The organism is candidate division WOR-3 bacterium (assembly GCA_039804025.1).
Taxonomy (GTDB): Bacteria; Hydrothermota; Hydrothermia; order Hydrothermales; family JAJRUZ01; genus JBCNVI01.
This window is the reverse complement of record JBDRZP010000006.1, coordinates 50,733-76,249: the sequence shown is the minus strand read 5'-3', so window position 1 is coordinate 76,249 and position 25,517 is coordinate 50,733. Positions and strand designations below refer to the sequence as shown.

The window sequence follows — 25,517 nt, the reverse complement described above, 5'->3', positions numbered from 1 at the left end:
AGGAGTCCGTCCCTCGCTTTCTCCATCCCCAATAGGTTGGTTGGGACATAGATCCCGAATCACCCTGGAGGATGGGAGAGAAAGCATCCTGTTTCCAATCTTTAACCCGCAAAAAGCGGGAAAAAAGGAGGATACAACATGCCTAAATATTTTGTTGGCATAGATGTATCCCTTAATACTATTGACATGTGTGTGATTGACACAGAACAAAAAATTATCAAACAAAAGAGATTCACTCAAAATAAAGAAGGATTTAATGAAATCTTTTCTCTTCTCCATACTCTGGGCAACCCACAAGACCTTGCTATTGGGATGGAATCTACCGGCAATTATCATATCAATCTCCTTCACTTTTTGAATAAAAAAAACTATAATGTTACACTCATTAACCCTTTGCTCATTAAAAAATTTCTCCAAAGCACTACCCTCAGAAAAACTAAAACTGATAAAATCTCGGCAAAAATAATCGCCCTCTATCTTCTCAGAAACCCCGACAAAATCAAAAAAGATACCACTTATGATACCATAAAACTTCTGGCACGAGAATGTGAAAAACTCGCCCAAGAAATTGCTAAACTTAAAAACAAAATCAAACAAATTACATTTAATATCTTCACTGAACTGACTCATAAATACAATATCTTCACTAAAACACTCCTTGAATTCCTCCTTGAAGTCCCTTCTGCAAGATGCGCAAGAGAACTGGGAGAAGAAAGGATCACTATAATAATAAATAGAATTTCTCAAAAGAAAGGACGCAAATTGCCACTCACTGCAGAAGAAATTATAGAAATTGGTAATAATACCATTAGTATTGATGACCCCAATCGGGAAGAGATACTTAAAAGCTCTATAAGGAGACTTTTCCAACTGGAAGAAGAATTTTCCCGTCTCAAAATAAAACTCATTAAAGAGGCCAAAAACAATTACCCCGAACAAATGAAAATACTCACCTCGATCCCAGGAATGGGTGAACTCACCGCAGCGAGTTTCATCAGCGAGATCCCTACTATAAATGCTATGCCCAATTATAAAAAAGTCATTGCCATAAGTGGAATAGATCCAGTTATCCAGGAATCTGGAAAGTTCAAAGGTCAATACAAAATTTCCAAACATGGCAACCGACATCTGCGACGGACCCTCTGGCAGATAACAATGGGTACTATCCTCCATACCAATATGTTTCGCATCTACTACAAACGAAAAAGAGAAGAAGGAATGAAACATAAAAAAGCAATCATCGCTACAGCAAACAAACTTCTGCGCATTCTCTTTACTCTCCTTATAAGAAAAAACTCTTTCTGCGATATCCCACATCCTGAATCACCTCCTATTTCGGTTCCAATTTTTCATAGTTGACTCCTTTTTAAATTTTTTTGTGCTAAATCATTTGCTTCTTTTAAAAGATTTGTGAAAAGTTCTGAATCTATCATTTTTTTATTATAAATAAAAATGGGTGATGAAATATACACAGTGCATCTTGAAAAGGGTAAAGGAATCATAAATCTATCCCAAGAAGAAAGTTCTATTTTTTTATTAAAGGCAACTCCGACAAGATAAATCGGGGTTTTTGAGAGATAGGATATAAATAGTGCCCCTTCTTTAAAAGTCTCTCTTGGTCCTTTTGGTCCATCAGGAGTGATTGCTGCAAGTTTTTCCTTTTTTAAGGCTTTTATCATTTCCCTGAACCCCTTTTCTCCCAGTTTTGAACTTGAACCCCTTACAGGGATAAATCCGAATTTTTTTAAGGGTTTTATTAAAAGTTCTCCATCCCTTGAAGTTGATATTAAGATTCTTATTTTTTTATTTCTGTAAAAGTAAATTAGAGGGAAAAAAGTTCTGTGCCAGAAACAGAAAAGTGCTTTTTTCTCTGGTAAATTTCCTATCTGTTTGAATTTTATAGTTTTTATATAAAAGTAATAAACTATTTCAAAAACTCCCTGAATTGTTCTTATAAAAAAATTATTTTGTAACCAGAGTTCCGAGGTTTTCACCTAATAAAACTTTTTTAAGCATTCCTCTCTTTGTTATATTGAAAACAATTATTTCAATATTATTTTCCTTGCATAGAGCAACCGCAGAAGCATCAAGTATTCTTAAGTCATTTTTTATTATTGTGTCATAATCAATTCTATCATACTTTTTAACATTTTTATCTTTCATGGGGTCACCTGAATAAATTCCGTCAACTTTTGTTCCTTTAAGAAAATATTTTGCTCCTATTTCAATTGCCCTTAAAGCAGCTGCTGTATCTGTTGAAAAAAAGGGATTTCCTGTTCCAGAAGCAAATATTACTATTCTTCCTTTTTCCAGGTGTCTTATTGCTCTTCTTCTTATATAGGGTTCTGCAATCTGTTTTATTTCAATTGCTGACATAACTCTTGTTGTTTTACCCATTTTTTCAAGAATGCTTTGAAGGTAAAGGGAATTTATAAGAGTTGCAACCATTCCCATATAATCAGCAGTTGCTCTATCAATACCCAGTTTTTTACTCTGAATTCCCCTTATTATGTTTCCTCCTCCAACAACGACTGCAATTTCAAAACCAAGGTCATGAATTTCTTTAATTTCTTCTGCAACTTTAAGGAAAGAATCGGAATCAAGACCAAAATTTCCTCCCCCTAAGACTTCTCCACTTATTTTTAATAAAATCCTTTTATTTTCCAAATTTGTCTATTTTTTTACTGTTCACCTATTCTGAATCTTGCAAATCTTTTAACAACTATATTTTCCCCAAATTTTGTTATATACTGTTTAATTAAATCTCCGACAGTTATTGATGGATCCCTTATATAACTCTGTTCAAGAAGACATTTTTCCTTATAAAAATTTTCCATTTTCCCTTCCACTATTTTTTGAATTATGTTTTCAGGTTTTCCACTTTCCCTTGCTTGCTCCTCATATATTTTCTTTTCTCTCTCAATTATTTCAACAGGAATGTTTTCTCTTTTTACTGCAATCGGGTTCATTGCAGCAATCTGCATTGCTATTTCTCTTGCTAATTTTATAAATTCTTCATTCTTTGCAACAAAATCTGTTTCACAGTTGAGTTCAACAAGAACCCCGAGTTTTGCACCAGGGTGTATGTAAGCCTCAATAATTCCTTCCTTTGCTTCCCTATCAAGTTTTTTTTCTGCTTTTGCAATTCCTATTTTTCTTAAAATTTCAACTGCTTTTTCAATATCACCATTTGATTCAAGAAGAGCCTTTTTACAATCCATAACTCCTGCACCGGTTCTTTCTCTTAATTCTTTAATCAAATTAAGAGATATATCAGCCATTTATTCCTCCTCCTTTAATTTTGCCTTTCCTCTTAAATAAGCATCTGTTATAAGTCTTGTTATATATTCTATTGATTTCATTGCATCATCGTTTCCTGGGATAGGATAATCTATAATCTCAGGATTTCCGTCTGTATCAATAAGTGCTACAATAGGAATATTTAATTTTTTTGCTTCTTTTACTGCTAACTCCTCTTTAACAGGGTCTATAATAAATAAAAACTGGGGCAGTTCAAACATATCTTTAACACCACCAAGATTTTTATGTAATTTTTCATATACTTTTAAAATTTTTTGCTTTTCATTTTTAGGATACTTCTCAAGCCTTCCGTCTTCTTTCATCTTTTCAATTTCTCTCATTTTTTCAATTCTTGTTTTAATTGTTTCAAAATTTGTTAAAAGACCACCTGGCCACCTTTCAACAACATAATAAACACCTGCTTTTGTCGCATATTCTTTAACTATTTCTTTTCCCTGTTTTTTTGTGCAAACAAATAGTGGAATAGCTCCCTCAGAACCCTTTTTTTCAACAAATTCTAATGCTTCTTTTAATTTCTGGAGAGTTTTGTGAATATTTATAATGTGTATTCCTTCCTTTTTGCCGTATATATATTCTTTCATTTTCGGATTCCATCTGTAAACCCTGTGTCCAAAATGGACACCGTTCTGTAAAAGTTCTTCTATGTTAATATTAACGTTTGGAGTATTGATGAGCTCTCCTGCGTTTGGTGAGACCATATTTCATCCTCTCTTTTATTCTTGAATCCCTTGTTAACATTCCCCTTGATTTTAAAACAGCCCTGAAACCTTCATTATACTTTACTAAAGCCCTGCTTAGAGCAAACCTTATAGCTCCTGCTTGTCCTGATAGGCCTCCACCTTCAACCTTTACAGCAATATCAAAATCTTTTTCCTTTTGGACAACTTTTAGGGGTTCGAAAGCGTGTATCACAAGGTCTTCTCTTTTAAAATATTCAAGGGGTCTTTTTCCATTTACCCATATTTTTCCTGTACCAGGGCGAAGTCTTAACCTCGCCCTCGCTGTTTTCCTTCCACCTGAAGTTAAAATAAGTTCACTCATATTATTTTAATTTTTCTAATGCAATTGGCTCTGGTTTTTGTGCCTGATGGGGGTGCTCTGGCCCCTTATAAACTTTTAATCTTTTGAGCATCTTTCTTCCCAGCCTATTCTTGGGTAACATTCTCTTTACTGCAAGTTCTATTATTCTCTCTGGATGTTTTTCAAGTAATTCCTTAAAGGTTCTTTGCTTTAATCCACCAGGGTAACCTGAATGATGATAATAAATTTTATTTTTTAATTTTTTGCCAGTTACTTTTACCTTTTCTGCATTAATAACAACCACGAAATCTCCCAAATCAAGATGAGGTGAATACCCTGATTTTCTCTTTCCCATCAATAAAAGAGCAATCCTTGTTGCCATTCTTCCAAGAACTTGACCTGTGGCATCCACAAGGTGCCATTTCCTTTCCACCGTTTTAAAACTCATTGGGGTTATTTTTTCCATATTATAAGTTTTATTATACAATTCCTTTTGACCCTTTTTCAAATTTTTTTATCTTTTTGCTTTTTCTTCTTTTTTTATTTTATATTTTAAATTATGAAAAAGGGATTTATAATTACTATTATTCCCTCTGAGAGTAATGGAAAAGTTAGAAGTGTTTTTATTAGTCCCTTTCTAATTAAGTTTCTACTATTCACTTTCTTTTCAATTTTTATCCTTAATTCAGTTTTACTTTACCATTTCTTTAACTTCGAAATTGATAAAAATAAACTCAATTTTCTCATAAAAGAAAATGAGACTCTTTCTAAAAAAATTGAAATAATGAAAATTAAAAATGATTCTCTCACAAGTAAAATTGAAAAATTAGTGGATAGAATAAACAAATTAAGAAGCTATGCTGGTCTTGAACCTTTTGAAGAGGATTTATTAAAGATGGGTATTGGTGGAGAGCTTTTACCTCGTGAAGAAAAGAAGGTTCTTGAAGAGAGAATTGATTATATGTTAAATCTTGCCTCTGAGTTTGAAAAGAAAATTAATGAGATGGAAAATTATGTTGAGAACAAGAAAAAAGAACTTGAACATACGCCTTCTATTTCCCCTGTAGGTTCAGGATGGATAGTTTCAGGATATGGATACAGAAGAGACCCCTTCACAGGCAAGGTAAAACTTCATGAAGGTGTGGATATTTCTTCTAATTATCAATCTCCTGTCCAGGCAACTGCTAATGGAAGAGTTGTTTTTGCTGGGTGGAAAGAGGGTTATGGGCTCACGGTTGAGATTGACCACGGCAATGGATTTAAGACAAAGTATGCTCACAATTCAAGAATTTTAGTTCAGGTTGGACAAAGTGTTAAAAGGGGAGAAATAATTGCTTTAATGGGTTCAACAGGAAGAGCAACAGGAGTTCATGTTCATTATGAGGTTCAGCTTTTTAATAAACCCATAAACCCCTTAAATTATATAATACCAGACCATCTCTATTTTGACTAAAAGATTAATTTTACTTTTATCTCTTTTTGTTTTATTTTCAGGTATAAATAAAATACAGTATAAGGATTTTGATTTTAAATTTATTGAGACAGAGCATTTTAAAATATATTATTATTCTGGTGGAGAAAAACTTGCAGAATTTGCTTCTTTTAATTTAGAGGAAGTTTTCCCTGATTTTTCTAATTTTTTTCAGATAAAGATAAATTATAAAATACCTGTTTTAATTTATAATTCACCGAATGATTTCAAGCAAACCAATGTAATTTTTGAAGTTTTGCCTGAAGGTGTTGGAGGGTTTACAGAAATATTTAAAAAGAGGATTGTTGTTCCCTTTAATGGTTCCTATGAAGAATTCAGGCATGTTCTTGTTCATGAATTAACCCATGTTTTTGAATATGAGCTTTTTTATGGAAAAGTTGGTCAGAATCTCCTTTCAGGAAATGTTCCAGAAATTCCTCTTTTTGTTATGGAGGGGCTTGCAGAATATCTTTCAAAAGAAGAAGATGCTGAAACAAGGGGTTTTACAAGGGATCTCTTAATAAATAGTCTTTTGCCAGATTTATACAGATTTTCTATGAGTGGTGGGTATATTGTTTATAGATTAGGAGAAATGTTTTTTAGATTTATAGAGGAAAAATACGGAAAAGAAAAAGTTTCAGAGTTTGTAAGAGCTTTTGTTGTAGCAAAAACTTTTGAAAGAAATGTTAAAAAAACTTTTGGACAGAATCTTTCAAGGTTTTCAGATTATTTCAGATGGTATTTGAAAGAAAAATTGTATGATGATTTTAAAAAATATGATTTTCCACATGAAATATCTGAACAGATTACGGTTCATTCAGAAGAGGGAGGTTTTTTAAATATAGGTTGTGCAATATCGCCTGATGGCTCAAAAATTGCCTTTATTTCTGATAAAACCGGATTTACTGACATATATATCACTTACATAGGTAAAAGAAAATCTAAAAAAATAATTTCGGGTCAAAAAAACCCTTCTCTTGAGAATTTACATCTTGTAAGACCAGGTCTTTCTTTTTCAAGTGATGGGAAATACCTTGTTTTTATTACTTCAGGTGGTAAAAGTGATGTTCTTTTTGTCTATGATACTGAAAGAAGAAAAACTGTGATAAAAAGAGAACTTCGTGAGCTTGATGCAGGGTACGAGCCTTCCTTTTCTCCTGATGAGTCTAAAATTGTTTTTACAGGATTGAAGGATGGTTTTTCTGATCTTTATTTATATAATGTCCATACAGGTGAAATTATCTCCTTAATGGAAGATAAATTTGATGATAGAAATCCTCTTTTTATAAATGACACTTTGATTATTTTTATATCCGATAGAAATTATGAAGATAAATTAGGTAGTTATGCAGTTTTCTCTTATAACCCTTTAAAAGGAAATTTTAAAAGATTGTCGCCTTACCTGGGAAAAATTGACGACCCTTATCTTCAAGGAGACAGGATTTATTTTTTATATGATGATCCAGAAGGATTAAGAAACCTATATTTTTATGATATTAAAAAAGATTCTCTTTACAGATTGACTAACTTCCCAACCTATATACATGATGTTTCTTATTCAAAAGGCTTAAATTCTCTTTCTATTTCCCTTTTATGGAAAGGGGGTTATGATATTTTTGTTATAAATGATATATCTTCCTTAAAGCCTGAAAAAGTACCTTTGCATGAGGAAAAAGTTATAAAATTTAAAGAAGTTGATTATACTCACAAGAATTATACAGTTACTTTAACTCCGGACTGGGTGATTGCTGGATTTGGATATTTTCCACTTTATGGATATTTTGGAGGAGTTACCTTAGGTTTTTCAGATATTCCTGGTAATTGGGTTATTGAATTTTTCACAGAACTATCACAGGACATTTTAAACTCTAACTGGGATTTAAGGGTTTTTTATCTTAAACACAGAACTGATTACTTCTTTCAGCTGTACCAATATTTCCCTTATTATGCTTTATCTGAAAGATATGATGCCCTTGATAGAGACCTTGGTACAAATCTTTTTATATCCTATCCTTTAGATATTTTTAATAGGATAGAGACAGGTTTTAATATCGGTTACAGAGAACGGTATCTTATTGATTACAGGCTTGAAAGAATTACCTTTGAAACCTTTATGGTTTATGATTATATCCTTTTATATATATATGATAGAAGTTTCCGATTTTATAACGGAAGTAAGGATGGTGAATTTTTCGGTGTAGGATTCACCAAGGGGCTTTCAAGTGACTATAATTATTATGAGATTCAAGCTGATTTTAGAAAATATTTTAGACTAACACCAAGGTCAAATTTTGCTTCAAGATTTCTTTTTGGTCAAATAGAAGGTAGTGAGAGGGTAATTACATATTTTATTGGTTCACCTTACATGATGAGGGGATACGATCTTTTTTCAAAATGGGGCAGAGAGTTTATTTATGGAACTTTTGAACTTAGAATTCCCTTTCTTGATAGATTAAGAATTGGATTCCTTCCATTTGAAATTGGAGGTATAAGGAGTGTATTATTTATGGAAGCAATATTACTTGGAAACAGAGAAGATTTTAAAAATTTTAAACTTATTGAAAAAGTAGATGGAAATTATAAAACTAAGGATTTACTTATGGATTTAGGTATAGGTTTTAGATTTGATTTTGGATATTTTTATTTAAAACTTGATTTTGCTAAAAAATGGGATATGCAAAAACTTTACGGATCCTGGCAATGGTGGTTAACTTTTGGAGATGATTTTTAGTTTAATTTCGCAAACCGGTAAAGATACTTTAAACCCTTTTGCTACATTTTTTATTTTTCTTTTTCCCTTAATTTTTATGTTTGTTTTTATGTATCTTTTTTTTATAAGACCGCAGCAAAAGGAAGAAAAGGAAAGATTGAAAATGATAAATTCTTTAAAGAAAGGCGATAAAGTGATAACTCTTGGTGGAATAATAGGAACTGTAGTTAAGGTAGATGATAGTGAGGTTATGTTAAGGACAGGTCCTGGAACACTTATTAAATTTGAAAAAAATTCAATAAGAAAGAAAATAGGGGAGGTAAAAGAAGTTGAAAAAAGTTCTTGAACTTAGGTATTATGGAGATCCAATTTTAAGAGAAAAAGCAGAACCTGTTAAAAAGATAAATGAATATATTAAAAAACTTGCACAGGAAATGATTGATACAATGGAATTTTATGATGGGGCAGGACTTGCTGCAAATCAAGTGGGTGAAAAGATTTCCCTATTTGTTGTTTCAGGAAAGGTTCTTGGTGAGAATGAAAAGCCGCTTATTGTAATAAACCCAGTTATTATTGATATATGGGGGAAAAGTGTTATGGAAGAAGGTTGTCTTTCAATACCAGGGATTTATGCGGAAGTTGAAAGACCTTTAGGTGTTCATTTAAAATATATAAATATAGATGGGGAAGAAAAAGATTTAAAAGCTGAAGAACTTTTAGCAAGGGTTATTTTTCATGAGTATGACCACCTTAATGGAGTTTTGTTTTGGGATAGGCTTGACCGGGAAACAAAAAGAATTTTAATTGCTCAATTTAGAAAGAACTTTTATACAAGGGAAAAGAAAATTAAAGTATAAATGGGTTAGACCCCCTTAATATTCTAAAAAATCTAATTATAATTATGTTTGAAGGTAAATTTATATTTTTTGGTACAGGTGAATTTGCTGCCAAGGTATTCGTTTCAATGCTTAAAAATGGATTAAAGCCTGATGTTATTGTTACTTCCCCTGATAAACCTCAGGGGAGAGGTTTAAAGGTTACACCTCCACCGGTTAAGGAACTTGCTATCCAGCATGGTATTAAAAAAGAAAGAATTTTTCAACCCTATGATGTAAATCATCCTGCGCTTTTAAGTGAGCTCAAGAAGTTTGAACCTGAAGTTATTCTTTTAACAGATTTCGGTCAGATCCTTGGCAAGGAGCTTCTTTCTTTGCCCAAAAATGGAGCTATAAATCTTCATCCTTCCCTTTTGCCTAAGTATAGGGGTGCTGCTCCCTTAGAAAGAGCAATGATGGATGGAGAAAAAGAAACAGGTTTTACATTTTTTATAATGGATGAAGGTATAGATACAGGGAAAATAATTTATCAGGAAAAAATTGAAATAGGAGAAAAAACAAGAGGGGAAATAGAATCAATAATAGCTGAAAAGGCTATAAGCATTTTCCCTGAAATATACAGTAAGTATAAAAAGGGGGAAATAAAACCAAAACCTCAGAAAGGAGAAAGTTCTTATGCTAAAAAAATTGAGGAGGATGAACTCTGGATTTACTGGAAAAAAGATGCTTTTCTTGTTATGAGACACATTCATGCTCTATCACCCAATCCTGGTGCAAGAACTCATTTTGATGGTAAGTATATAAAAATATATAGAGTTAGAGAAGTTCCTGATTATAATGGTCCTATAGGTAAGATAATTGTTGATAGTTCAAGACTCTTTGTTTTATGTGGGAAAGGTGCTGTGGAAATACTTGAACTCCAGCCTTCAGGAAAAAAGAAGATGTCAGCAAGTGAGTTTGTTCAAGGGTATCATCCTTTCTGGGCAGAATGAAAATTTTTGAGGAATTTTTTAAATTTTTTATTTTTTTAGGATTTTTCTTTATAGGAATAGGATTTATTTTTTACTTACTTTCAAAGATTGAAACAATAAAAAGTATTCCAAAACTTCCCCTTGATATAGTAATTGAAAAGGAAAATTTTAAATTTTATTTCCCTCTCGGTAGTTCTATTCTCCTTTCAATAATTTTAACACTTATTTTGAATATCTTCTTTAGGTTCTTGAAAAAATGAAAAATAAAAAGGTATAATAAAAACCTATGGAAGAAGAAAGAACCCTTATTGAAAATATAATAAGCCTTTCCCGTGTTGCAAAAGTTGTAACAGGTGGAAGGAGATTTAAAATATCCGCCTGGGTTGCTGTGGGTGATGGAGATGGTAGAGTGGGAATAGGTCATGGAAAAGCTACTGAAACTCCTGATGCAATTGCTAAGGCTTTAAAAAAGGCAAAAAAGAATATGATAAAGGTTCCGATTATAAACGGAACAATTCCCCATCCGGTTATAGGTAAAGTTGGTGCTGCCAAAATTCTTTTAAAACCAGCTGGCCCTGGAACAGGTCTCATTGCCTGCCACACAGTTCGTGCAATTCTTGAGGCTGCAGGGTATAAAAATGTTTTAACAAAATCACTTGGTTCAAGCACACCCTGTAACCTTGCTCAGGCTACTATGGATGCTCTTTCACAGCTAAAAGACCCGAGAGAAGTTGCAAAGAAAAGAGGTTTGCCTCTTTCAAGAGTTACAAGGAAATTTATGATTTCTTAGTATGAAGGAGAAATACTTAAAAATTAAACAGATAAAATCAAGAATCGGTGCTAACTGGAGAGCAAAGAGAACGCTTTTAGCTTTAGGATTAAAGAAAATAGGACAAGTTGTTATTAAAAAAGATACACCCCAGATAAGGGGGATGATAGATAAGGTTAAGTATCTTGTTGAGGTTGAAGAGATAGAGGAGAAAAGTAGCAAAAATTAGTTTTTAATTTAAAGGGATATTGTTTTTATTAAATCAAGCACTTCACTCGGGGTAAAAGGTTTAAAAATAAGGTGAAATCCCTTTTCCTTCAATGTTTTTTCTTTTAAAACAGCATCTATATATCCTGTAATTAAGATTATCTTTGCTTCTGGAATTTTATTTTTAATTTTTTCGCAAATCTCCATTCCACTTTTATCCGGTAATCCATGGTCAGATAATACTATATCAAATTTGATATTTTTTTCTAACAATTTTTCTGCTTCCCTTGCAGTTGACAGGGAGAAAACTTCAAAGTTATGAGAAGTTAATAGTTTTGATAAAATGTTTCTTATATCTTCTTCATCTTCTAAAATTAAAACTTTCCTATTTTTTCCATTTATTTCAACTTTATATTTTTCTTCAATTCCTTCGGTTTCTTTTTTATAGAAATAAGCAGGAAAATAAACAAAAAATTTTGTTCCTTTTCCTACTTCACTTTCTAACTTAATAAATCCATTGTGTTTTTTAACAATATTTTCACATATATAAAGCCCAAGCCCTGTCCCTCTTTCTTTTGTTGTAAAAAAGTCATCAAAAATTTTGGTTTTATTTTCCTCACTAATTCCTTTTCCTGTATCCTCAAAGGTAATACATACAAATTTTTTATCATCTATAATTTTATTCTCTGCTTTTATTTTAAAAACACCACCTTCTGGAAGCATTGCATCCCTTGCATTTGTTGCCATATTCATTATTACCTGTTCTATATTTGTGCGGTCTCCATAAATATACCATAAATTCTCATCTAAACCTATTTCAATTTTTATTTTTTCTCCTATAACTCTTTTCAAAATTTTAACAAAATCTGGCACTATTTCCTTTAAATTTAAAGGCATAAATTCGGGGTTAATCCTTTTTGAAAAAACAAGTAAATTTCTTGTTAAATTTGAACCCCTTTCAACAAGATTTATTATCTCTTTAAGGTTATTAGAAACTGGGTGTTTTTCTCCTATTTCCATCAGGGAAAGTTCTGAAAAACCGTAAATGGCTGTAAGTAAATTGTTAAAGTCATGGACTATTCCACTTGCTATTTTACCTATTGCTTCCGTTTTTGAGATTTCATAGTAATATTCTTTTAATTTTTCTTTTTCTTCTATTAATTTTAATTTTTCAGTAATGTCAACACATATATTAAGGAGTTTCTTTTTATTTTTAATTTTAAGTTTAATTTGCCAGATTTCTACATCTATAATTTCACCATCTTTTCTAAGGAATTTTGATGAAAAATTATTTATCTTTCCTTCAAGAGTCTCTTTTGACTTGCTCTTAAAATTTTCAATTTCCTCTTTTGATATTAAATCTTCTAATTTTTTTTCTTTAATTTCTTCTTCAGAATATCCGAGAATTTTTAAAAGAGAGGGGTTTAAAAATATTATTTTGGAATCTTCAGAAATAAATATTGCAAGGGGTGAATTTTTAATAATTGATTCTAATTTTTCCTTTTCCTCTTCTAATCTTTTGAAATAAAAATTTATGATAAACATAAAAATTATTCCACTTGTTAATATATAGAAAATTCCTTTGAAATGCTGAACCAATAGATATAAATCAGGTTCTCTGAAAATTAAATATGTAATTTTATCGCTAAAAATTATCCAGAATCCCCCTATGATTAAATATATGATGAAAATTTTAAAAGGGGGAGGTAATCTTCCCATTAATTTTATTTTAAAATTTTACTTAAAAAAAGTCAAATTTAAATTAATAGCTTGAAAATTTTAAAAAGTTTTTTTATAATAATAAGTTAAAATTAAAAATTCCCGATAACTGAATTAAAAAGGAGGAAATATAATGCTTGATTTAAGTAAATTAAAACCTGCAAAAGGTTCTGTTAAAAAAAGAAAAAGAGTTGGAAGAGGTATTGGTTCAGGTCATGGTAAAACTTCAGGTAGAGGTCATAAGGGAGCAAAATCAAGGTCAGGTAAGGAAAAAGGGCCAGAATTTGAAGGAGGACAGATGCCCATTTACAGAAGGTTACCAAAAGTAGGTTTTAATAATCCTTTTGCTGAAAAATATGAAGTTATAAACATAAGGGATCTTGTGAGAAAATTCAAAGAGGGTGAGGAAGCAACCTATGAAGAGATGGAAAAAAGGAGACTTTTGAGAAAGAACTTAAAAGTTAAACTTCTTTCTAAAGGGGAAATTAATTTCCCTTTAAAGGTCTATGTTCATAAGGCTTCAAAAAAGGCAATTGAAAAGATTTGTAAAGCTGGGGGAGAGGTTAAATTTATAAATTAAAAAATGGCATCTGAACCTGCAATTGAGAGGATTAAAAATCTTTTTAAAATAAAGGATTTAAAGGAAAGATTTTTATTTACTGCTATTGTTCTTATAATTTTCAGACTTGGAACCCATATTCCTATTCCCGGGATTGATACAAGAGCCCTTGGAGAACTATTTGCCCAGCAATTAAGGGGTTCTTTCCTTGGTCTTTTTGATTTGTTTGTTGGTGGTGCTTTATCAAGAGCTTCTATTTTAGGTATTGGAATAATGCCTTATATTTCTGCTTCAATTATATTCCAGATTTTAACTACTTCTGTTCCTTATCTCGAAAAAATTCAGAGAGAAGGAGAAGCAGGGAGAAGGAGGATAGAGCAATGGACAAGATATTTAACAGTTTTAGTTGCTGCAATTCAATCTTTTGGAATTTCTTCGCTTCTAACAAGATTTACTTCTCCCTCAGGACTACCGATTGTTCCACATCCTGGAATTGGTTTTACTCTTTTAACAGTTATTACACTTTCAGCAGGAGCAGTTTTTTGTATGTGGCTGGGTGAACAGATTACAGATAGGGGTATAGGAAATGGGGCTTCCCTTTTAATTTTTGTGGGTTCCCTTGATACAGTTCCACAGGAAGTATTTCAGACTTTTGGGCTTTTAAAAAATGGAGCAATATCCCTTGCAGCAATTATATTTGCAGGTGCTATATTATTTTTAATCACCTATGCAATAGTTTTTATGAATTTATCCTCAAGAAAAATTCCTGTTCAGTATGCAAGGAGAATAATTGGAAGAAAAGTTTATGGAGGAGCCTCAACTCATTTACCCCTTAAAATGACAACTGCTGGTGTAATGGCAATAATTTTTGCCCAGAGTTTAATGATTTTACCCTATTCACTTGGTTCCTTTTTTCCGCAATTACAGGACATTATGATATACACCCAGCTTTTCAACCCAGGACACTTACTTTATGATTTAGTTTATGGAATTCTTATAATATTTTTTAATTATTTCTATACAGCAGTAATTCTAAATCCAAAAGATATAGCTGATAACTTACAGAAATTCTCAGGTTTTATTCCTGGAGTTAGACCTGGAGATAAAACTGCTGAATATATTGATAATGTTTTAAAAAGGATACTTCTTCCCGGAGGAATTTTTATAGCCCTTATTGCTATTTTGCCTTATTATATTTCAAAAATTACAAATGTTCCCTTTTATTTTGGTGGGACAAGGCTTTTAATAATAATAGGTGTTGCACAGGACACGCTTCAGCAGATAGAATCCCATCTTTTGACAAGACAGTATGAAGGTTTATTACAGAAAGGTAGATTCAGAGGAAGAAGAGGTTAATGAGAGTTTTATTCCTTGGACCACCCGGAGCAGGTAAAGGAACACAGGCAAAGAAAATATCAGAGGATTACAATATTCCTGTAATTGCAACCGGTGATCTTTTGAGAGATAATGTTAAAAGAGGGACTGAGCTTGGAAAACTTGCTAAAAAATATATGGATGAGGGAACCCTTGTTCCTGATGAAATTATGTTGAAAATTGTTGAAGAAGCTATAAGAGATCTAAATGAGTTTATTCTTGATGGATTTCCGAGAACAATACCTCAGGCAGAGGGTCTTGATATTATTTTAAAAAAATTAAATAAAAGTTTAACTCATGTTATATATTTTGATGTGGATGATGAGGAAATAATAAGGAGGCTTTCTTCAAGAAGGGTTTGTCCAAAGTGTAATAGAATTTACAATCTTATTTTTAATCCACCAGAAAAAGATGAAGTTTGTGATGAGTGTGATGTTAAATTGATTACAAGAGATGATGATAAGGAAGAAGTTATAAGAAAAAGACTAAGTGTTTTTAGAGAAAACACATATCCCCTTGTTGATTATTACAAAAAAAGAGGAATTCTTCATGTAATTGATGGAAAAGGAAAAGCGGAAGAAATAGAGAGTAAAATTAAAGAAATTTTTCTATGATAATCTTAAAATCAAGAGAAGAGATAGAGAATATAAAAAAAGCATCAAAAATAGTTGCAAAGGTTCTTTATGATATAGAAGAGTATATAAAACCCGGAATATCGACAAAAAAGTTAAATGATATAATTGACAGGATGATAAGAAAAATGGGAGGCTTTCCAGCATTTCTTGGCTATAAGGGTTATCCTGCCTCTTCCTGTATTTCTATAAATGAGGAGGTTGTTCATGGAATACCCTCTGAAAATAAGATTTTAGAAGAAGGAAGTATTGTTAAAATAGATGTGGGTGTTAATAAAAATGGGTTTTTTGGAGACGGAGCTAAAACATATAAGGTGGGAAAAGTAAATGGTAAATTAGATAAATTGCTTCAGGTTACTGAGAAAGCCCTTTATGCAGGGATTGAAAAGGCAAGAGCGGGTAACAGGGTAGGTGATATTGGTTTTGAAATCCAGAGTTTAGTCGAATGTGAAGGTTTTAGTGTTGTAAGAGAACTTGCGGGTCACGGAGTTGGACACTATCTACATGAGGAGCCAATTATTCCTAATTATGGTAAAAGAGGAGAGGGCCCTTTATTAAAAAAAGGGCTTGTTATTGCAATTGAGCCTATGGTAAATATGGGTACCCATGAAGTTAAGGTCTTAAGAGATAAATGGACTATTGTTACGCTTGATGGAAAGCCTTCTGCTCATTTTGAGCATACTGTTTTGATTGATGATGAGCCTGTTATTTTAACTACATTGGATTAAGGGAGGAAAAATTATGGCAAAAAAGGGTGTAATAAGAATGGAGGGAACTGTTCAGGAAGTTTTACCTAATACAATGTTCAGGGTTAAGCTTGATTCAGGTCCCCTTGTTTTATGTCATCTTTCAGGTAAGATGAGGCTGAATTTTATAAAGATATTGCCTGGTGATAGAGTTGTGATAGAGCTTTCTCCCTACGATCTTACAAGGGGAAGGATAATTTACAGAAAGTCTTAAGGGTTCTATTCCCTTAAAAAGTTCTAAGGAGAAAAAATGCCAAAGTTAAAATCAAAAAAAACAGCAAAAAAAAGATTTAAATTAACAAAAAAAGGGAAGGTTAAATACTATCATGCTTTTCATTCACATCTTGCAGGAAGCAAAAATGCTAAAAGGAAAAGGAGGTTAAGAAAACCTGATTATTTAAAAGGATCAGATGAAAAGAGAATAAGAAGACTGATTGATGTATAAATGCCCTGGATTTTAAAAAAAAGAATAAAAAGGGAAATAGGTCATATGTTATTTAATTATGAAGGGAAATGTAATTTTCCCCATGGTCATACTTTCTGGATAGAAGTTGAAGTTTTATTTGATAAACTTGATGAAATTGGAATGGGAATGGATTTTGAGGAACTTGAAAGGATAATAAAGGAAATTTTTCCTGATCATGTTTTCTTTAAACATGAAAAGGATGAAAGAGTAAAGGATATAAAGGGAGTTATAAATTTACCCTTTAATCCAACCTGTGAAAATCTTTCAAAATGGGCATATTATAAATTGAAGGAAAGGGGGTTGAATGTTAAATCAGTTAAGATAGAGGAAACCCCCTTTTCACAAGCAATTTATTTTGAATAATTTACCAGTTTCAGAAATTTTTGAATCAATTCAGGGTGAAGGACCTTTTATAGGTAAAAGGGCAGTTTTTTTAAGGCTTGCCTTCTGTAATTTAAGGTGTTCCTTCTGTGATACTGATTATACATGGAAGGGAAAGATTATATATAAAAGGATGAGTTTAAAGGAAATTGAAGAAAAAATTTTAAAATATAATATTAATCATATTGTAATTACAGGAGGGGAGCCTCTTTTGTGGGAAAAATTTTTTTTTCCTCTTGTTGAAAATCTTCTTGCCAAAAGATTTTTAATAGAGGTTGAGACTAATGGTACAATAGAAAGTTTTTTACCTCAAGATGTTCATTTTAATGTATCTCCAAAACTTTCTAATTCAGGTGAGCCTTATGGAAAGAGGATAAAGATAAATGTTTTAAAAAGTTTTAATGAGAGGGAAAAAGCAATTTTTAAGTTTGTAATAAAAAAAGAGGAAGATATATACGAAGTTCTTGATTTGAAAGAAAAGTTAGGAATAGATAAAAGGAGAATATATCTAATGCCAGAGTCAAAAAATATTAAGGAATTAATGGAAAGAAAAAGGATGGTTTTTGAATTATCAAAAAAATATGGTTTTAAATTTAGTGATAGACTTCATATTCTAATGGGTGTAAGATGATATGAAAGCAATAATCTTTGAAGAAAGCGTCCCAAAGTATTTTTTAACTAAAATTCTTGGTAAATTGAATAAATCATTTTATTATTCATTTTTTTCCTGTACCAAACTTACAGAAATAAAAGAGCCTGAGATACCAGGGGGAAAATATTTAAAAATAAAAACAATTTATGGTGGAATATGTGGAAGTGATATAAATTTAATCACTTTAAAGGACTCACCTACCCTATCACCTTACTCTTCTTCTCCTTTTGTTATAGGGCATGAAAATGTTGGAATTGTTTATGAAAAAAGTGAAGATGCTCAAAATTTTAAAAAGGGAGATAGAGTTATAGTTGACCCTGTTTTATCATGCAGGGCAAAGGAAATAGAAAATTTATGTGAAAACTGTAAAAAGGGTGAATATTCAAGATGTTTGAATTTTTCTGAGAAAGGTAAATTAAGTGAAGGAATTATAATAGGGGCATGCAGAAACACCTCTGGTTCTTGGAGTGAATATTTTATTGCAAATGAATTCCAGACTTTTAAAATACCTGAAGAAATCTCAGATGAAGATGCAATTTTAATTGATTCTTTCTGTTCTGCCCTTCACCCGGTTATAAGAAATTTTCCAGATGATACTGATAAAGTTTTGATTATAGGTGCAGGAACAATAGGAATTTGTGCGGTTTATGCTTTAAGGGCACTTCTTAGTAAATCAAAAATTTTTGTTTTAGCAAAGTATGAATTTCAAGCAGAAAAGATAAAGGATTTTGCAGAAGTTATATATTTAAAAGAAGATTATTTAAAGAAATTTGCTGAAATAACAGATTCAAAAATTTTAAAACCAATTTTAGGAAAAGAATTTTTAAATTCAGGATTTGATATAATTTTTGAATGCACTGGAAATAAAAATATGATAGAAAATTCTTTGAGATGGATAAAACCTGGTGGAAAAATTGTTTTAATAGGAACATTTGGAATTTTTAGTTTTATTGATTTAACATTACTCTGGTTTAAAGAGGCAAAACTTATAGGAACAAATTCTTCAAGCACTGAAAATTATTTAAATGAAAGAAAAAGATGCTATGAAATTGCCATTGATTTATTAAAAAATAAAAAGATAAGTTTAAAAAATCTTTTAACCCATAAATTTAAAATAGAGGATTATAAAAAGGCAATTGAGGCAAATTTAAATAAGGGGAAATATAAACTTATAAAATCAGCATTTATCTTTAAATAATTATATAACTCCTAATTTTTTCCCAACCTTTTTGAAAATTTCAAGACCCTTTTCTATATGCTCATCTGTATGGGTTGCCATACAACTTGTTCTTAAAAGTGAATCACCCGGCGGAACACCTGGTGGAACAACAGGATTAACATAAATACCTTCTTCTAAAAGTTCTTTCCACATATAAACTGTTTTCCATTTATCCCTCATATATACAGGAACAATTGGAGTTTGGGTTTTCCCTATATCAAATCCAAGTGATTTTAAACCGTTTCTCCATTTTTCAGATACTCTTTTTAAATTCTCAATTCTCTCGGGCTCTTTTTGCATAATTTCAAGTGCCTTTAATGCACTTGCAAGATTCGGTGGTGAGATTGCTGCACTGAAAATAAAAGACCTTGCAACGTGCTGAATGTAAAATATAACATCCTCATCACCGGCAATAAAACCACCAAGACTTGCAAAGGATTTACTGAATGTTCCCATTATTAAATCAACATCCTTTTCAACACCAAAATAATTTGCCGTTCCCCTTCCGCATTCACCAAGGACACCTATTGAATGGGCATCATCAACCATAATTCTTGCATTGTATTTTTTACATATTTTTATAATTTCAGGTAATGGAGCAATTTCACCGGTCATTGAATAAACACCATCAACTATGACAAGTTTGCCTTTGTCTTCTGGTAACTTTTTTAAAACTTTTTCTAAATCTTCTAAATCATTATGCTTAAACCTTTCCATCTTACCAAAGGACATCTTACATCCATCAATTATTGAGGCATGGTCTTCTTTATCAACAATTGCATAATCATCCTTTCCAACAATTGCAGAAATTGTTCCAACATTAGTTTGATAACCTGTTGAAAATACAATACATTTTTCTTTCCTTAAAAATTCTGCAAGTTTTTCTTCAAGTTCAAGATGAATCTTTAAAGTTCCGTTCATAAAGCGGGAACCTGTTACACTTGTTCCATATTTTTTAATTGCTTCAATTGCTGCTTCCCTTACCCTTCTATCAGTTGTAAGTCCTAAATAATTATTTGAACCAAACATTAAAACCCTTCTTCCATTAAATATTGCTTCAGTTCCTTCATTGTTTTCAAGGGGAAGAAAGAAAGGGTAAACACCTTTTTCAATTGCAATTTTTGCTTCATAAAGTGGATTCAAAGGAGTTAAATTCCTGCATTTTTCAAAAATATCCATAATTACCTCCTTCTTTGATAATTTTTATTTTATTTTTAGATATCTTATATAATCAAGAAACAGAAAGGAAATGTTTAATTATTCAAAGTTGAAATTTTTATATTTTTTTTATATAATTATTTTAATCGGGGCGTAGCGCAGTCCGGTTTAGCGCGCTACCTTGGGGTGGTAGAGGTCCGGGGTTCAAATCCCCGCGCCCCGATTAAATATTTTACCCCTCCCCATATTAGCCTATTTTTTTATAGGAAATCTGACTTTTGCCCGAAATAAACTTTTCCCCTTATACTCCACCAACTTTTATCCAGTAAAAACTTAAACTTCCTAATTCAACTCTATTTATCCTATCTAAAAACCAAACCTCTTTTTTAACTCTTCAAGTCCCTTTTTAACACCCTCTTCAAGTTTTTCCTTTCCTTTTTTCTTTAATTCTTCCTTTATTTTTTCTTCAAATTTTTGGGTATTAAGAGAAATAGAAGGATTTTTATATGTCCCCTTTATTTTAAAGAAAAGCTCAAAATCTCCTGACTTATCTGTAAAATAATTTGCAAGAGCTGAATACCTTCTCAAAAGCTCTGCCCCCCTTCCCCTGAATTTAAACAGAATATCAAAATCAAGGTCTCCTTTCAAAGATGCTCTACCTTTTGGTTCTAAAAAGTAATCAGAAGCATCTATTTTAAAATCAGGAAAATCTATAAAACCTTTTTCTATTTTTATTTTTAAATTTATGTTTTTAAACTTTAAATTTTTTAATTCCTCTATATTTAAAATCTCTGCTATTTTATCAAGAATCGGGTCCTTTTTAAATTCTCCATTAAAAGCAATTACAGTGTTTGAAGCATAAAGAGTCCCGAGAATATCATTGAGGTCAAACTTACTATCCGTTTCTATGTTTAAAATACCTTTTATTTCTCCGAGGTAAAACTTATGATTTCTCAAAAGTTCCGAAAATTCTAAATTTTTACCCTTCAAATTTGACCTCACTAATATACTGCCCTTTGTAATTTCAATATTACCTTCAAATTCTCCTCCATAAACTTTTCCCTTTAAATTTTTAATTCTTATACCCCTTTCATCAATTTCAATCTCAACTTTTATATCCCTTAAGTTGTCTTCCTTATAAACAAAATTCCTTATATTTCCTTCCATAAAAATTTTTACATTCTCAGGAAGAATAAGTTCAGGCTTTTTTGTTTCTTTTTTACCCTCACCAGTTTTTTTCTCCTCTGGCAGAACTTCATTTAAATTTAAATTGTTTGAATTTAAAAAACCTTTTAAAACAGTTATTTTACCTTTTGTTTCACTATTTAAATTAAAGGCTAAATCATTTTTTCCTGCATAAAATTTCCCTGAAATATCTAAATTACCCTTTGCACTCCCTTTTGCATTGAAATCCAGAGAATAATTTAAACTTTTGCCTGTAAATTCAAAAAGGTCCCCATTTATTTTTCCTTTTCCACTAAATTCATTTGGAAATAAAAGGGAAAATTCAATATTTAAATTACCCTTTTGTTTTTCTGAAGCAAAGTCTAAGTTTAATTCACCTCTTTTACCCTTAAATTCTATCAAAAATTTCGTAAAATCCACTTTTCTTAAAGGTGTTTTTACATAAAGGGATTTTCCATCAATTTTACCTTTTATATCAGGAATTATATCTTTATAATTACCACTTACATTGATTAAAACATCAAGATTACCACTTAAATCAATTTCTTTAACTTTTAAAATTTCTTTAACAAATGTAAGAGGTATATTTTTTGATTCAAGGGATATTTTATATTCAGGCTCTCCTACAAGTAATTTTAAAATCTCACCCTTTCCATTTAAATTTATATCTTTTACCTTAAGATCGTAATTTTTTATTTCCAGTTTATCCTTTGTTAAGTCAAAATTCAGATTGAAAGAGTATTTAATGGGAGAAACAAATTCAAAATCCTTTAAAGAAACATCACCATTACCCTTAAATTCAAAGGTATTCTTTGTGATACTTTTTGAAGAAATTTTTAAATTAAAGGGGTAAACAATTGTTCTTTTTCCCTTTAAAAGTACTATCTCTATTTTCGCTTTTTCAATTTCAAGACTTTTAAGAATAAAAAATACAGGAATTTCAATCTTTTGAGCTTCTTTTTCCTTTTCAGGTTTTTTAACAGGAACTTCTTCTTTCTGATATAAAAATACAGAGGGGTTTTTGATATAAATTGCGTCTATTTCAAGAGTTCTTTTAAAAATAAGGGGAAGGATTTTTAAGGAAAATTCAATTTTTTCAACATCAAGAAAATCTCTTTTTTCATCTTCCTTAACTTTTATATTTTTTGCACTTATACCTATTTTTCTTAAGGAAATATGGGGTTCCACCTTTTCAATTTTCACATCCTTTTTGAGTGCATCGCTCAAAGTTTTCTGGGTGAATTCTTTTATTCTTTCAGGTGTAAGGTAGCTTTTTATGATAAAGAAAATTGTTAAAAGTAAAATAAAAATTAAGGCAAAAAAGGAAAGAATTATAAATATAATTTTTCTCATAATAAAATTATATGGAAAAATTAAGGGAAAAGGCACAAAAAATTTTACTTAAAAATTTAAAAAAGGGTTTCAGTAAAAATCTTAAAAAAAATTACTTTTATATTTCACCTGATAAAGAGCATTATCACCAGTGGTTCTGGGATTCCTGTTTTCATATTATTGTTATGTCTGAATTTAATACTCAATATGCAATTAATGAACTTGAAACCCTTTTAAGTGTGCAAAAAGATAATGGTTTTATTCCCCATATAATTTTCTGGAATTTTAGATTAAAAGATCGTTTTAAAATATGGTGGAAAAAGGAGCAAGATCCGGACTATAAATTTTTCACTGCTGAAATTCAACCTCCTGTTATTGCTCTTTCCCTTAAAAAATTATATAAAAAATCAGGTGATAAAGAAATGTTAAAAAAATTTATATTTAAAATTGAAAGATACTATGAATATTTAGAAAGGGAAAGAGACCCTGATAGAGATTCACTTATTTCAATTATAACTCCAATGGAATCAGGAATGGACCTTTCTCCTCAATATGATATTGTTTTTCAAAATTTTGAATTTGACCCTCAAAACTCAGTTAAGAAAATTACTGAAATTTTATTTTTTTATAAAAAGATAAATTGGGATTTAAATATAATTTTTGAAAAAGAAATTTTTGATGTTGAGGATGTTGCCTTTAACACAATTTATGCTCTTTCCCTAAATTCCCTCTCCTTTTTGTTTAAGGAGATAGGAGAAGAAAATAAAAGTGAATATTACAGAAAAAAATATGAAGAAGTTAAAGATAAGATAATTAAAAAATTCTGGAATGAAGAAGATAAAATTTTTTACAGTTTATATCACAGGAATAAAAAAGAAGAGAAAATGAAAGTTAAAACAATTTCTTCACTTTTCCCTTTATGTCTTGATATTCCTGAGTATTATGTAAATCACCTTTTATCACATTTAACAGATCCTGAAAAATTTTTTCTAAATTATCCTGTCCCAAGTGTTTCAAGGGATGAAAAGAGTTTCGGACCTTTAACAGATACAAGATTTTTATGGAGGGGAACTACATGGGTAAATACGAACTGGTTTATCTATAAAGGTCTTTTAAGGCATAACAAAAAAGATCTGGCTGATATAATAAAAAAGAAAACAGAAGAACTTATTGAAAAATTTGGATTCTGTGAGTTTTATGACCCTCTAACAGGTTATCCTGGTAAGGCTATGAGAGATTTTTCCTGGAGTACCCTTATAGTTGATTTTAAACATGATGAATAGAAAGTTAATTTATTTAATTTTTTTATCAGGTTTTTTAATTCGTTTTTTACTTTACATTCAGAGAAGAGATCTATGGCATGATGAAGCTGCTCTTTTAATGAATTTAAAAGAAAAATCTTTTGTTGAACTAATTAATGAAAAACTTGAATACAATCAAATGGCACCTTTATTTTTTTTGATTTTAAATAAAGTTTCAGTAATTTTAGATAATGATAAAAACAATGAACTTATCATAAGATTTTTCCCCTTTTTATTTTCCCTTTTATCATTTTTTGTTTTTTATTTTTTAATAAAGGAATTAGATGATAATATTGGATTTCTGTTAATTTCTCTTATTGTTTTTTTAATTTCAGAAACTCTTTTACTTTATTCTTCAGAATTCAAACACTATTCCTTAGATGTTTTTACAACATGTTTATTTTTGTTTATTTTTTTTAAGTTTTTAAAAGATTATTCATTAAAATATTCCATTTTATTTTTTCTTTCAAGTTTAATTTTGCCATTTTTTTCCTTCACGATTTTTTTCTTTTTTCCTTCAATTATTTTAGTTTCCTTTTATCATTTTTATAAAAATAAGTTTTTAAAAAAAATTTATTTTTTAATTTTTTCAAGTTTAATTTTTTTAGTTTTCTCAATTTTTTATTACAAAATTTTTTTATTGCCTTATAGAGAAGTTAAAGGTTTGATTGATTACTGGAATGAATTTTATTTTAATCCTTTTAAAATTTCAGAATATGTAAGATTTTTAGGTGTTTTTATTTCAATTTTTCACGGAACTCTTGGTCTTAGAATCCCAATTTTAGTTTTTCTTTTTTTTATAAGTGGTCTTTTGCTTATTTATAGAAAAGATAAAATTCTTTTTTTATTTTTTGTTATTTGTATTTTGACAGTTTCATCCTTTTCTTTTCTGAGAATTTATCCCTTTCACGGAAGGCTTCTTTTATTTTTAGTTCCAGTTTTAATTTGCATCATTTCTATGAATTATTCAATAAAAAATTTTTTTTTAAAGAAAATATTTTACATAGCATTTTTTATAATTTTTGTTAAAACATTTTTTTATGATTTAAAACTTTTATTATATCCACACAGAATTGAAATAAAAAAGGCAATTTCAATTCTAAAAAGAGAAAATGTTAAATATGTTTATGTTTCAGGAAGTTTAGTGATGCCATTTAAAATTTATGAAAAAAATATAAAAGTTATTGAAAAAAACCAAATTTTTGCTTATTTAAAAAATAAAGACAGATTTTGGCTTATTCTTGATAACAGGGAAATTCGAGAATTTAAAGAAAAAAATTTCTTTTTTGTAGATACTTTTAAATATTTTAATGTTTATTTATGTAAAATAAAATATGTTTTGTAAATATTGGAAATATTGAAAAAAAGAAGATTTGATGGTATAAATATAACATAACAGAAAATTATAAAGAGATAATTATATCTTATTTTGCAAGTAATGATGTGATAGAGTTTTATTAATTTAACTTTCAAATAAAACAGGGGGTT

At 30.3% G+C, this 25,517-nt stretch carries 29 protein-coding genes and 1 tRNA gene; 21 read left to right on the top strand and 9 right to left on the bottom strand.

The window, feature by feature from the left end:
• Positions 1 to 138: 138 nt before the first annotated feature.
• Positions 139 to 1,359: an IS110 family transposase gene (locus ABIN73_03540; protein ID MEO0268796.1), complete on the top strand. Its 1,221-nt coding sequence runs from the start codon at positions 139 to 141 to the stop codon at positions 1,357 to 1,359.
• On the opposite strand, the gene ABIN73_03535 is transcribed toward ABIN73_03540, so the two are convergent.
• Genes ABIN73_03535 through rplM form a run of 6 tightly spaced genes read right to left on the bottom strand, consistent with a single transcriptional unit; the run spans position 1,350 to position 4,807 of the window.
• Complete coding sequence (locus tag ABIN73_03535; GenBank protein ID MEO0268795.1) at positions 1,350 to 1,994, bottom strand: lysophospholipid acyltransferase family protein; 645 nt, start codon at positions 1,992 to 1,994, stop codon at positions 1,350 to 1,352. The two genes, ABIN73_03540 and ABIN73_03535, sit on opposite strands and share 10 nt — an antisense overlap.
• A complete protein-coding gene (pyrH, locus tag ABIN73_03530; protein ID MEO0268794.1) occupies positions 1,963 to 2,667 on the bottom strand; it encodes a UMP kinase in 705 nt (234 codons plus the stop codon). The genes ABIN73_03535 and pyrH overlap by 32 nt, the downstream gene beginning before the upstream one ends.
• A gap of 14 nt (positions 2,668 to 2,681) precedes the next feature.
• Complete coding sequence (gene tsf / locus ABIN73_03525) at positions 2,682 to 3,281, bottom strand: translation elongation factor Ts (GenBank protein MEO0268793.1); 600 nt, start codon at positions 3,279 to 3,281, stop codon at positions 2,682 to 2,684.
• Positions 3,282 to 4,019 carry a 30S ribosomal protein S2 gene (gene rpsB / locus ABIN73_03520; GenBank protein ID MEO0268792.1) on the bottom strand — a complete coding sequence of 246 codons (738 nt, stop codon included), beginning with the start codon at positions 4,017 to 4,019 and terminating at the stop codon, positions 3,282 to 3,284.
• Positions 3,973 to 4,362 carry a 30S ribosomal protein S9 gene (gene rpsI, locus ABIN73_03515; GenBank protein MEO0268791.1) on the bottom strand — a complete coding sequence of 130 codons (390 nt, stop codon included), beginning with the start codon at positions 4,360 to 4,362 and terminating at the stop codon, positions 3,973 to 3,975. The genes rpsB and rpsI overlap by 47 nt, the downstream gene beginning before the upstream one ends.
• A gap of 1 nt (position 4,363) precedes the next feature.
• The gene (gene rplM, locus ABIN73_03510) at positions 4,364 to 4,807 is read right to left on the bottom strand and encodes a 50S ribosomal protein L13 (GenBank protein MEO0268790.1); all 444 of its coding nucleotides are present in this window, start codon (positions 4,805 to 4,807) and stop codon (positions 4,364 to 4,366) included.
• Between the two features lie 93 nt (positions 4,808 to 4,900).
• On the opposite strand from rplM, the gene ABIN73_03505 reads away from it, so the two are divergent.
• The 8 genes from ABIN73_03505 to rpmD are packed head-to-tail and all read left to right on the top strand — an operon-like array spanning position 4,901 to position 11,327.
• Complete coding sequence (locus ABIN73_03505) at positions 4,901 to 5,794, top strand: M23 family metallopeptidase (protein MEO0268789.1); 894 nt, start codon at positions 4,901 to 4,903, stop codon at positions 5,792 to 5,794.
• A complete protein-coding gene (locus ABIN73_03500; protein MEO0268788.1) occupies positions 5,787 to 8,543 on the top strand; it encodes a hypothetical protein in 2,757 nt (918 codons plus the stop codon). The genes ABIN73_03505 and ABIN73_03500 overlap by 8 nt, the downstream gene beginning before the upstream one ends.
• Complete coding sequence (yajC, locus tag ABIN73_03495; protein ID MEO0268787.1) at positions 8,533 to 8,868, top strand: preprotein translocase subunit YajC; 336 nt, start codon at positions 8,533 to 8,535, stop codon at positions 8,866 to 8,868. The genes ABIN73_03500 and yajC overlap by 11 nt, the downstream gene beginning before the upstream one ends.
• Complete coding sequence (gene def, locus ABIN73_03490; protein MEO0268786.1) at positions 8,852 to 9,379, top strand: peptide deformylase; 528 nt, start codon at positions 8,852 to 8,854, stop codon at positions 9,377 to 9,379. The genes yajC and def overlap by 17 nt, the downstream gene beginning before the upstream one ends.
• Before the next feature lie 44 nt (positions 9,380 to 9,423).
• A complete protein-coding gene (fmt, locus tag ABIN73_03485; GenBank protein ID MEO0268785.1) occupies positions 9,424 to 10,350 on the top strand; it encodes a methionyl-tRNA formyltransferase in 927 nt (308 codons plus the stop codon).
• The gene (locus ABIN73_03480) at positions 10,347 to 10,589 is read left to right on the top strand and encodes a DUF2905 family protein (GenBank protein ID MEO0268784.1); all 243 of its coding nucleotides are present in this window, start codon (positions 10,347 to 10,349) and stop codon (positions 10,587 to 10,589) included. Before fmt ends, ABIN73_03480 begins: the two co-directional genes overlap by 4 nt.
• 26 nt (positions 10,590 to 10,615) lie before the next feature.
• Positions 10,616 to 11,119 (top strand): 30S ribosomal protein S5, encoded by a 504-nt coding sequence (gene rpsE / locus ABIN73_03475; protein ID MEO0268783.1) that lies wholly within the window; start codon positions 10,616 to 10,618, stop codon positions 11,117 to 11,119.
• A gap of 1 nt (position 11,120) precedes the next feature.
• Positions 11,121 to 11,327 carry a 50S ribosomal protein L30 gene (gene rpmD, locus ABIN73_03470; GenBank protein ID MEO0268782.1) on the top strand — a complete coding sequence of 69 codons (207 nt, stop codon included), beginning with the start codon at positions 11,121 to 11,123 and terminating at the stop codon, positions 11,325 to 11,327.
• 8 nt (positions 11,328 to 11,335) lie between these two features.
• On the opposite strand, the gene ABIN73_03465 is transcribed toward rpmD, so the two are convergent.
• Entirely contained in the window at positions 11,336 to 13,024 is a 1,689-nt protein-coding gene (locus ABIN73_03465; GenBank protein MEO0268781.1) for an ATP-binding protein, read from the bottom strand.
• A 133-nt stretch (positions 13,025 to 13,157) separates the two neighbouring features.
• On the opposite strand from ABIN73_03465, the gene rplO reads away from it, so the two are divergent.
• Genes rplO through ABIN73_03420 form a run of 9 tightly spaced genes read left to right on the top strand, consistent with a single transcriptional unit; the run spans position 13,158 to position 19,032 of the window.
• Entirely contained in the window at positions 13,158 to 13,604 is a 447-nt protein-coding gene (gene rplO / locus ABIN73_03460) for a 50S ribosomal protein L15 (protein MEO0268780.1), read from the top strand.
• 3 nt (positions 13,605 to 13,607) lie between these two features.
• On the top strand, positions 13,608 to 14,939 hold the full coding sequence (gene secY / locus ABIN73_03455; protein ID MEO0268779.1) for a preprotein translocase subunit SecY: 1,332 nt from the start codon (positions 13,608 to 13,610) through the stop codon (positions 14,937 to 14,939).
• Positions 14,939 to 15,571: an adenylate kinase gene (locus ABIN73_03450; protein MEO0268778.1), complete on the top strand. Its 633-nt coding sequence runs from the start codon at positions 14,939 to 14,941 to the stop codon at positions 15,569 to 15,571. Before secY ends, ABIN73_03450 begins: the two co-directional genes overlap by 1 nt.
• Positions 15,568 to 16,317: a type I methionyl aminopeptidase gene (map, locus tag ABIN73_03445; GenBank protein MEO0268777.1), complete on the top strand. Its 750-nt coding sequence runs from the start codon at positions 15,568 to 15,570 to the stop codon at positions 16,315 to 16,317. The genes ABIN73_03450 and map overlap by 4 nt, the downstream gene beginning before the upstream one ends.
• Before the next feature lie 13 nt (positions 16,318 to 16,330).
• Positions 16,331 to 16,549, top strand: coding sequence for a translation initiation factor IF-1 (gene infA, locus ABIN73_03440; GenBank protein ID MEO0268776.1), 219 nt, complete (start codon positions 16,331 to 16,333; stop codon positions 16,547 to 16,549).
• A 36-nt stretch (positions 16,550 to 16,585) separates the two neighbouring features.
• Positions 16,586 to 16,780 carry a 50S ribosomal protein L35 gene (rpmI, locus tag ABIN73_03435; GenBank protein MEO0268775.1) on the top strand — a complete coding sequence of 65 codons (195 nt, stop codon included), beginning with the start codon at positions 16,586 to 16,588 and terminating at the stop codon, positions 16,778 to 16,780.
• On the top strand, positions 16,781 to 17,164 hold the full coding sequence (locus ABIN73_03430) for a 6-carboxytetrahydropterin synthase (GenBank protein ID MEO0268774.1): 384 nt from the start codon (positions 16,781 to 16,783) through the stop codon (positions 17,162 to 17,164).
• The gene (locus tag ABIN73_03425) at positions 17,157 to 17,813 is read left to right on the top strand and encodes a 7-carboxy-7-deazaguanine synthase QueE (protein ID MEO0268773.1); all 657 of its coding nucleotides are present in this window, start codon (positions 17,157 to 17,159) and stop codon (positions 17,811 to 17,813) included. Before ABIN73_03430 ends, ABIN73_03425 begins: the two co-directional genes overlap by 8 nt.
• Before the next feature lies 1 nt (position 17,814).
• Positions 17,815 to 19,032, top strand: a complete 1,218-nt coding sequence (locus tag ABIN73_03420; protein MEO0268772.1) for a zinc-binding dehydrogenase — start codon at positions 17,815 to 17,817, stop codon at positions 19,030 to 19,032.
• On the opposite strand, the gene ABIN73_03415 is transcribed toward ABIN73_03420, so the two are convergent.
• A complete protein-coding gene (locus ABIN73_03415; protein ID MEO0268771.1) occupies positions 19,033 to 20,232 on the bottom strand; it encodes a pyridoxal phosphate-dependent aminotransferase family protein in 1,200 nt (399 codons plus the stop codon).
• Positions 20,233 to 20,358: 126 nt separating this feature from the next.
• Between ABIN73_03415 and ABIN73_03410 the strand changes: the two genes are divergently transcribed.
• A tRNA-Pro gene (locus ABIN73_03410) sits at positions 20,359 to 20,434 on the top strand.
• Positions 20,435 to 20,577: 143 nt separating this feature from the next.
• On the opposite strand, the gene ABIN73_03405 is transcribed toward ABIN73_03410, so the two are convergent.
• A complete protein-coding gene (locus ABIN73_03405; protein MEO0268770.1) occupies positions 20,578 to 22,749 on the bottom strand; it encodes an AsmA-like C-terminal region-containing protein in 2,172 nt (723 codons plus the stop codon).
• An 11-nt stretch (positions 22,750 to 22,760) separates the two neighbouring features.
• On the opposite strand from ABIN73_03405, the gene ABIN73_03400 reads away from it, so the two are divergent.
• Positions 22,761 to 24,011, top strand: a complete 1,251-nt coding sequence (locus ABIN73_03400; protein ID MEO0268769.1) for a trehalase family glycosidase — start codon at positions 22,761 to 22,763, stop codon at positions 24,009 to 24,011.
• On the top strand, positions 24,004 to 25,374 hold the full coding sequence (locus tag ABIN73_03395) for a glycosyltransferase family 39 protein (GenBank protein ID MEO0268768.1): 1,371 nt from the start codon (positions 24,004 to 24,006) through the stop codon (positions 25,372 to 25,374). Before ABIN73_03400 ends, ABIN73_03395 begins: the two co-directional genes overlap by 8 nt.
• Positions 25,375 to 25,517 lie beyond the last annotated feature (143 nt).

Coding starts and splice junctions, on each gene's coding strand:
- rpsB (MEO0268792.1), bottom strand. CDS start 4,019: ATGGTCTCACCAAACGCAGGAGAGCTCATCAATACTCCAAACGTTAAT.
- tsf (MEO0268793.1), bottom strand. CDS start 3,281: ATGGCTGATATATCTCTTAATTTGATTAAAGAATTAAGAGAAAGAACC.
- ABIN73_03415 (MEO0268771.1), bottom strand. CDS start 20,232: ATGGATATTTTTGAAAAATGCAGGAATTTAACTCCTTTGAATCCACTT.
- rpmD (MEO0268782.1), top strand. CDS start 11,121: ATGAAGGAGAAATACTTAAAAATTAAACAGATAAAATCAAGAATCGGT.
- infA (MEO0268776.1), top strand. CDS start 16,331: ATGGCAAAAAAGGGTGTAATAAGAATGGAGGGAACTGTTCAGGAAGTT.
- yajC (MEO0268787.1), top strand. CDS start 8,533: ATGATTTTTAGTTTAATTTCGCAAACCGGTAAAGATACTTTAAACCCT.
- map (MEO0268777.1), top strand. CDS start 15,568: ATGATAATCTTAAAATCAAGAGAAGAGATAGAGAATATAAAAAAAGCA.
- fmt (MEO0268785.1), top strand. CDS start 9,424: ATGTTTGAAGGTAAATTTATATTTTTTGGTACAGGTGAATTTGCTGCC.
- rpsE (MEO0268783.1), top strand. CDS start 10,616: ATGGAAGAAGAAAGAACCCTTATTGAAAATATAATAAGCCTTTCCCGT.
- rpmI (MEO0268775.1), top strand. CDS start 16,586: ATGCCAAAGTTAAAATCAAAAAAAACAGCAAAAAAAAGATTTAAATTA.
- rpsI (MEO0268791.1), bottom strand. CDS start 4,362: ATGAGTGAACTTATTTTAACTTCAGGTGGAAGGAAAACAGCGAGGGCG.
- ABIN73_03420 (MEO0268772.1), top strand. CDS start 17,815: ATGAAAGCAATAATCTTTGAAGAAAGCGTCCCAAAGTATTTTTTAACT.
- ABIN73_03405 (MEO0268770.1), bottom strand. CDS start 22,749: ATGAGAAAAATTATATTTATAATTCTTTCCTTTTTTGCCTTAATTTTT.
- rplM (MEO0268790.1), bottom strand. CDS start 4,807: ATGGAAAAAATAACCCCAATGAGTTTTAAAACGGTGGAAAGGAAATGG.
- ABIN73_03505 (MEO0268789.1), top strand. CDS start 4,901: ATGAAAAAGGGATTTATAATTACTATTATTCCCTCTGAGAGTAATGGA.
- ABIN73_03400 (MEO0268769.1), top strand. CDS start 22,761: ATGGAAAAATTAAGGGAAAAGGCACAAAAAATTTTACTTAAAAATTTA.
- ABIN73_03450 (MEO0268778.1), top strand. CDS start 14,939: ATGAGAGTTTTATTCCTTGGACCACCCGGAGCAGGTAAAGGAACACAG.
- rplO (MEO0268780.1), top strand. CDS start 13,158: ATGCTTGATTTAAGTAAATTAAAACCTGCAAAAGGTTCTGTTAAAAAA.
- ABIN73_03395 (MEO0268768.1), top strand. CDS start 24,004: ATGAATAGAAAGTTAATTTATTTAATTTTTTTATCAGGTTTTTTAATT.
- ABIN73_03540 (MEO0268796.1), top strand. CDS start 139: ATGCCTAAATATTTTGTTGGCATAGATGTATCCCTTAATACTATTGAC.
- ABIN73_03430 (MEO0268774.1), top strand. CDS start 16,781: ATGCCCTGGATTTTAAAAAAAAGAATAAAAAGGGAAATAGGTCATATG.
- ABIN73_03480 (MEO0268784.1), top strand. CDS start 10,347: ATGAAAATTTTTGAGGAATTTTTTAAATTTTTTATTTTTTTAGGATTT.
- secY (MEO0268779.1), top strand. CDS start 13,608: ATGGCATCTGAACCTGCAATTGAGAGGATTAAAAATCTTTTTAAAATA.
- ABIN73_03465 (MEO0268781.1), bottom strand. CDS start 13,024: ATGGGAAGATTACCTCCCCCTTTTAAAATTTTCATCATATATTTAATC.